At 65.6% G+C, this 5,198-nt stretch carries 7 protein-coding genes; 4 read left to right on the plus strand and 3 right to left on the minus strand.

Annotated elements, in window-relative coordinates; all coding sequences use genetic code 11:
* Positions 1-80: 80 nt before the first annotated feature.
* Positions 81-485 (minus strand): (R)-mandelonitrile lyase, encoded by a 405-nt coding sequence (locus AKL29_RS14765; RefSeq protein WP_016847553.1) that lies wholly within the window; start codon positions 483-485, stop codon positions 81-83.
* Positions 486-508: 23 nt separating this feature from the next.
* On the minus strand, positions 509-1,207 hold the full coding sequence (locus AKL29_RS14770) for a ribonuclease activity regulator RraA (RefSeq protein ID WP_028332032.1): 699 nt from the start codon (positions 1,205-1,207) through the stop codon (positions 509-511).
* A gap of 212 nt (positions 1,208-1,419) precedes the next feature.
* Here AKL29_RS14770 and pxpB point away from each other — a divergent pair, with 212 nt between their 5' ends.
* From pxpB to AKL29_RS14790, 4 genes are all read left to right on the plus strand, one after another.
* Positions 1,420-2,151 (plus strand): 5-oxoprolinase subunit PxpB, encoded by a 732-nt coding sequence (gene pxpB, locus AKL29_RS14775; protein ID WP_050384699.1) that lies wholly within the window; start codon positions 1,420-1,422, stop codon positions 2,149-2,151.
* The gene (locus tag AKL29_RS14780; protein ID WP_050384700.1) at positions 2,148-3,182 is read left to right on the plus strand and encodes a 5-oxoprolinase subunit C family protein; all 1,035 of its coding nucleotides are present in this window, start codon (positions 2,148-2,150) and stop codon (positions 3,180-3,182) included. The genes pxpB and AKL29_RS14780 overlap by 4 nt, the downstream gene beginning before the upstream one ends.
* 30 nt (positions 3,183-3,212) lie before the next feature.
* The gene (locus AKL29_RS14785) at positions 3,213-3,986 is read left to right on the plus strand and encodes a LamB/YcsF family protein (protein ID WP_050384701.1); all 774 of its coding nucleotides are present in this window, start codon (positions 3,213-3,215) and stop codon (positions 3,984-3,986) included.
* 151 nt (positions 3,987-4,137) lie between these two features.
* Positions 4,138-4,554: a hypothetical protein gene (locus AKL29_RS14790; RefSeq protein ID WP_050384702.1), complete on the plus strand. Its 417-nt coding sequence runs from the start codon at positions 4,138-4,140 to the stop codon at positions 4,552-4,554.
* Between the two features lie 74 nt (positions 4,555-4,628).
* Here AKL29_RS14790 and AKL29_RS41945 read toward each other — a convergent pair whose 3' ends face one another.
* The gene (locus tag AKL29_RS41945; protein WP_167350397.1) at positions 4,629-4,781 is read right to left on the minus strand and encodes a hypothetical protein; all 153 of its coding nucleotides are present in this window, start codon (positions 4,779-4,781) and stop codon (positions 4,629-4,631) included.
* Positions 4,782-5,198 lie beyond the last annotated feature (417 nt).

Consider the following 5,198-nt stretch of genomic DNA (forward strand, 5'->3'; position numbering starts at 1 on the left):
GCGGTCTCCATCCGGGCTAGGCATACGAAAAAGCCCCGCCTGACGAGCGGGGCTTTCATCTCGCGAACTGCTACGACGCTTCAGCCGACCTTGCCGTTGTATTCCTCGTCGGTGACGTGCTCCATCCAGGTCGAATAGACGCCATCGAGCGCCTCCTGCATGGCGATGTGGGTCATGCTGTTGTCCGGCGAGGCCCCGTGCCAGTGCTTCTCGTTCGGCGGAATCCAGACCACATCGCCGGGACGAATCTCCCTGATCGGGCCGCCCTTGGCCTGCACGCGCCCGATGCCGGAGATCACATACAGCGTCTGTCCGAGCGGATGGGTGTGCCAGGCGGTGCGTGCGCCGGGCTCGAACGAGACGCGCGAGGCGTTCAGCCGCGCCGGCGCAGGCGCCATGTTGATCGGGTCCTGCAGCACGGTGCCGGTAAAGTTCTCCTTCGGCGCGCGGCGGGTCGGCCGCGAGCCGGAAACGTGGATGTCCATGGGGTTACCTCCCTTTCTTGACGTTATTTCTTGGTCGCGGCGTAGCGCGCCTTGGTCTCGGCATTCATCGGATACAGGCCGGGCAGCTGGGCGCCATTGTTCACCTCGTTGACGATCCAGGCTTCCATCCGTTCCTGCTCCGGCCCCTCGGCCAGCACGTGATCGAGGAACGCCTGCGGGATCAGCACCGCGCCGTCCTGGTCGGCCACCACCACGTCGTTCGGGAATACGGCAACGCCGCCGCAGCCGATCGGTTCGCCCCAGCCGACGAAGGTCAGGCCTGCGACTGACGGCGGAGCGGCGTAGCCGTCGCACCACACCGGCAGGCCGGTGCCGAGCACGCCCTCGACGTCGCGCACCACCCCGTCGGTGATCAGCGCCGTCACCCCGCGCTTGACCATGCGAGCGCAGAGGATGTCGCCGAAAATGCCGGCATCGGTGATGCCCATGGCATCGACCACGGCAATGCAGCCGGCCGGCATCGCCTCGATCGCGGTGCGGGTCGAGATCGGCGACGACCAGGACTCCGGCGTCGCCAGATCCTCACGGGCCGGCACGAAGCGCAGCGTGAAGGCCGGTCCGACCAGCCGCTTCTGCCCCGGCTTCAGCGGCTTGGTGCCGCGCATCCAGATGTTGCGCAGGCCCTTCTTGAGCAGGACGGTGGTGATGGTGGCGGTGGACACGTGCGACAGCGTCGCGATCGCTTCGGCGGACAGTGACATCTGGAAAGCTTGCTCCGATGGGAGGAAAAGACCGGCGCATGTTGCCGGGCAAGGGCCTTGCGTCAAGGGCTGCGCGAAAAAGCTGCGATCATCCAAATTTATCGCCAGCATGCCGATTAATTTATTGAAGTTGCTGCATCATTTTGCACGAAGCGAATTCCGTTTCATCTCGAAACACGCTAGCTTGATGGCTGACGACAGCGCTTGACCCAATGGCCGAACCCTTAAGTCCTCCCCGCCTTTTGCCGAGTGGCGACAGCGCCATCACGGTGGAATTTAGCCGCACCATCGATGACGCCGCCAACCGGCGGGTGCTGGCGCTCGACCGCGTGATCGCTGCCGAGCCGATCGCCGGCATCACCGAGACCGTGCCGACCTACCGGTCGCTGCTGGTGCATTACGACCCCGTCCGGATCAGCTTCGATGCGCTCGGCGGGCAACTACTGGCACGCGCGGCCAAGGCGCCGCCGACCGAGACCGGGACGCGGCGCTGGCGGATTCCCGTGACCTATGGCGGCGAGCATGGCATCGATCTCGAGGATGTCGCGAAGGCGCTCAAAACCACGCCGGACGAGGTCGTGGCACGCCACGTCGCCGGCGACTATCGGGTCGCCATGATCGGCTTCACGCCTGGCTGGTCCTATCTCAGCGGGCTGGAGACCTTCCTGCACATGCCGCGGCGCAAGGACCCGCGGCTGCTGACCCCGGCCGGCACCATTTCGATCGGCGGCATCCAGACCGGTGTGCAGTGCCTGGCCGGCCCGAGCGGCTGGCACCTGCTCGGCCGCACGCCAGTGAGGACCTACCAGTTGCATCGCGATCCGACCTTCCTGCTGGAGCCGGGCGATGCCATCACCTTCACCGCGATCGACGCCAAGACCTTTGCCGAACAGGACCGCGCCGCCGAGGCCGGCGAGTTCGTCGCCGAACTGGTGACGCCATGAGCAAGCTCGTCGTCACCTCGATCGGCCCGGCAAGCTCGGTGCAGGACGGCGGACGTCCGGGCTCGCAGCGCTACGGCCTGACGCCGAGCGGCGCGATGGACCGGCTTTCGCTGGCGGCCGCCAACACGCTGGTCGGCAATGACCTGTTCGCCGCCGCGGTGGAGATCGGCCCGTTCGGCGCCAGCTTCACCGCACGCGGCGGCGCGGTGCGCGTCGGGCTCGCCGGCGCGTCGCGCAATGCCGATATCGGCGGCCGGCCGGTCGCGTTCGACAGCTCGGCGACGCTCGCCGAAGGTGAGACGCTCACTCTCGGCTTCGCGCGCGGCGGCTCGTTCAGCTATCTCGCGATCGAGCACGGCATCGAGGGCGAGCCGATGTTCGGCAGCCTCGCCGTCAACGCCCGCGCCGGGCTCGGCAGCCCCTACCCGCGGCCGCTGCAAAGCGGCGACGAGTTGACGACGCAGGCTGCAAGCGGCGCGCCCGAACGCCGCATCGAAATGCCGGCCGCGACCGATGCGCCGATCCGCATCGTGTTCGGCCCGCAGGACGACGAGTTCGCCGAGGACAACAAGAAACTGTTGGTCGACAGCGAGTGGAAGATCTCGGCGACCAGCGACCGCATGGGCTATCGCCTCGAAGGTCCCGTCATCAAGCATCTCGACGGCCACAACATCGTCTCCGACGGCACCGTGAACGGCAGCATCCAGGTGCCCGGCAACGGCCAGCCGATCGTGCTGATGCCGGACCGCGGCACCAGCGGCGGCTATCCGAAGATCGCAACCGCGATCACGGCCGATTTCGGCCGCTTCGCGCAGATCTCGGCCGGCCGGCCTTTCCGCTTCAAGGCGGTGACGATGGCAGAAGCGCAGGCCGAGGCGATCAAGTTCCACGAGATGCTGCGTTCCCTGCCCGACCGCCTCCGTGGCATTGAGGATTTTGGCCTCAACATCGAAGCGCTGCGGGATGCGAATGTCGCGGGTCAGGCCGTCAACGCCGTCGATGTGTCGACCTGGCAAGTTGCGCTACCCTGAATCTGTACAACAACAGACGGATCGATCGTCATGACCTCAACCATCGACCTCAATTGCGATCTCGGCGAAAGCTTTGGCCCCTGGGAAATGGGCAATGATGCCGCGATGATCGAGCTTGCGACCTCGGTCAACGTCGCCTGCGGCTTTCATGCCGGCGACGCCGACATCATGCGCAAGACGGTCGATCTGGCGAAGGCGCGTGGCGTCAGCGTCGGCGCCCATCCCGGCTATCGCGACCTGCACGGCTTTGGCCGCCGCCCGATGCCGGGACTGACGTCCTCGGAGATCGAGAACCTGATCGCCTACCAGATCGGCGCCTTGCAGGCGATCGCGACCGCGGCCGGTCACAAGGTCACCCATGTGAAGGCGCATGGCGCGATTTCCAACGTCGCCTGCGAGGACGACATGACTGCACACGCGATCGCCAACGCAATCAAGGCGGTCGACCCCAACCTGATTTTCGTGGTGCTGGCGAATTCGAAACTGGTGCGTGCCGGCGAGGCTGCCAATCTGCGCATGGCGCATGAGGTGTTCGCCGACCGCGCCTATGAGGACGACGGCAACCTGGTGTCGCGCAAGAAGCCCGGCGCGGTGCTGCACGATCCTAAGGCGATTGCCGATCGTGTGGTACGGATGGTGCAGGACGGAGCCGTCGTCTCGGTCACCGGCAAGGTGATCAAGATGCAGACCGATACCGTCTGCATCCATGGCGACACGCGTGGAGCCGTCGAGATCGCGCGCGGCCTGCGCGAGGCGCTGAAGCAGGCGGGCATCACCGTTGCGCCGTTCAAGACCGCGTACTGAGCCGCGAACGCATCGATCAAAAAAGGGCCGGCCGCCGCGCCGGCCCTTTTAGATTCCGTTAAGAGTCTTCTTAAACCCAAACTTGCCGTTTGATTGCTAGGTGCAGCTTCCGAGCCTTTGATTGTCCTCTTGGGAAATTGGGTACGAAAGCATGTTCCGCACCAGCCTCTCCCTCACCATCGCCGCGGTTGCTACCGCCGCCTTCACCAGCGCGGCATCCGCCGGCTGCTACAGCTGCTATACGCCGCCGCCGCAGCCGTGCACGACCTGCTATCAGGTGCAGAGCGTGCCGCCGCAGTATCGCACGGTGCAGGAGACCGTCATGGTGGCGCCGGGCCGCGTCGTCGCGCATCGCACGCCGGCACAGTATCGCACCGTGATGGTACCGAAGACGGTGATGGTCGCGCCCGAAGGCGTCGCCTATGAGCGCATCGCGCCGCAATACGCCACGCAGGAGCGCACCGAAATGGTCTCGCCGGGCTATTCCTACTACGCGCCGGTTCAGCCGACCTGCAGCACCTGCGGTGGCGGCTACGGCTACGGGTATGGTCGCGGCTACGGCTACTGAGCCGTCAGCATCCAGCCAACACAAAGCCGCCGCCTGAGGATATCAGACGGCGGCTTTTGAATTTTCCGAAGGGTTCAGAACGGGTGGACGGACAGCGTGCCGAACACGATGGCCGCGATCACCGCAAAGGCGCTGTAGAGCGCCGCCGTGTGAATTCCGGTCCCGGACTTCCGTGAAATGTGTCGCGCGTAAAGGTGCAGGCGGGCTTCCGCCGATAGCTCGCGCATGGTCGATCTCCAACGCCCCATTCTCGGGCATATGGAATATCGTTCGCGTCCGGATTCAAGCGGGCGGCAAAAATAGCGATGCCGCCGCCTTCGGGAACTCGGTTCCGAGAGGAATATTCCTTCTCGCGCGCTCGGCCGAGAATCCTATTCGCCGCAATTCGAGGCGTCGGGAACCCGCGCCAGTCCCGCAATAATCGAAAATCTCGAAAACAACCCCATGCAAAGTAGCCGGAGGTGGATAGTCGAGGCGCTGCCGCTGCCGCGCCTGTTGCCCATCCTTGTCCCAGCAACAAGACGCACCGGTCGTGCACGTGCCGCCGGAAGCGGCCGCTCCGTCACGCTCAGGCCTTCCAGCGCCCGATCTTGAACGCCGCCAGATGCCCCGGAACGTCGCCCGGGTCGAACGGCGGGCCGGCG

Origin of the sequence: Bradyrhizobium pachyrhizi, from assembly GCF_001189245.1 — a bacterium.
Classification (GTDB): domain Bacteria; phylum Pseudomonadota; class Alphaproteobacteria; order Rhizobiales; family Xanthobacteraceae; genus Bradyrhizobium; species Bradyrhizobium pachyrhizi.

Coding starts and splice junctions, on each gene's coding strand:
- AKL29_RS14765 (WP_016847553.1), bottom strand. CDS start 485: ATGGACATCCACGTTTCCGGCTCGCGGCCGACCCGCCGCGCGCCGAAG.
- AKL29_RS14770 (WP_028332032.1), bottom strand. CDS start 1,207: ATGTCACTGTCCGCCGAAGCGATCGCGACGCTGTCGCACGTGTCCACC.
- pxpB (WP_050384699.1), top strand. CDS start 1,420: ATGGCCGAACCCTTAAGTCCTCCCCGCCTTTTGCCGAGTGGCGACAGC.
- AKL29_RS14780 (WP_050384700.1), top strand. CDS start 2,148: ATGAGCAAGCTCGTCGTCACCTCGATCGGCCCGGCAAGCTCGGTGCAG.
- AKL29_RS14785 (WP_050384701.1), top strand. CDS start 3,213: ATGACCTCAACCATCGACCTCAATTGCGATCTCGGCGAAAGCTTTGGC.
- AKL29_RS14790 (WP_050384702.1), top strand. CDS start 4,138: ATGTTCCGCACCAGCCTCTCCCTCACCATCGCCGCGGTTGCTACCGCC.
- AKL29_RS41945 (WP_167350397.1), bottom strand. CDS start 4,781: ATGCGCGAGCTATCGGCGGAAGCCCGCCTGCACCTTTACGCGCGACAC.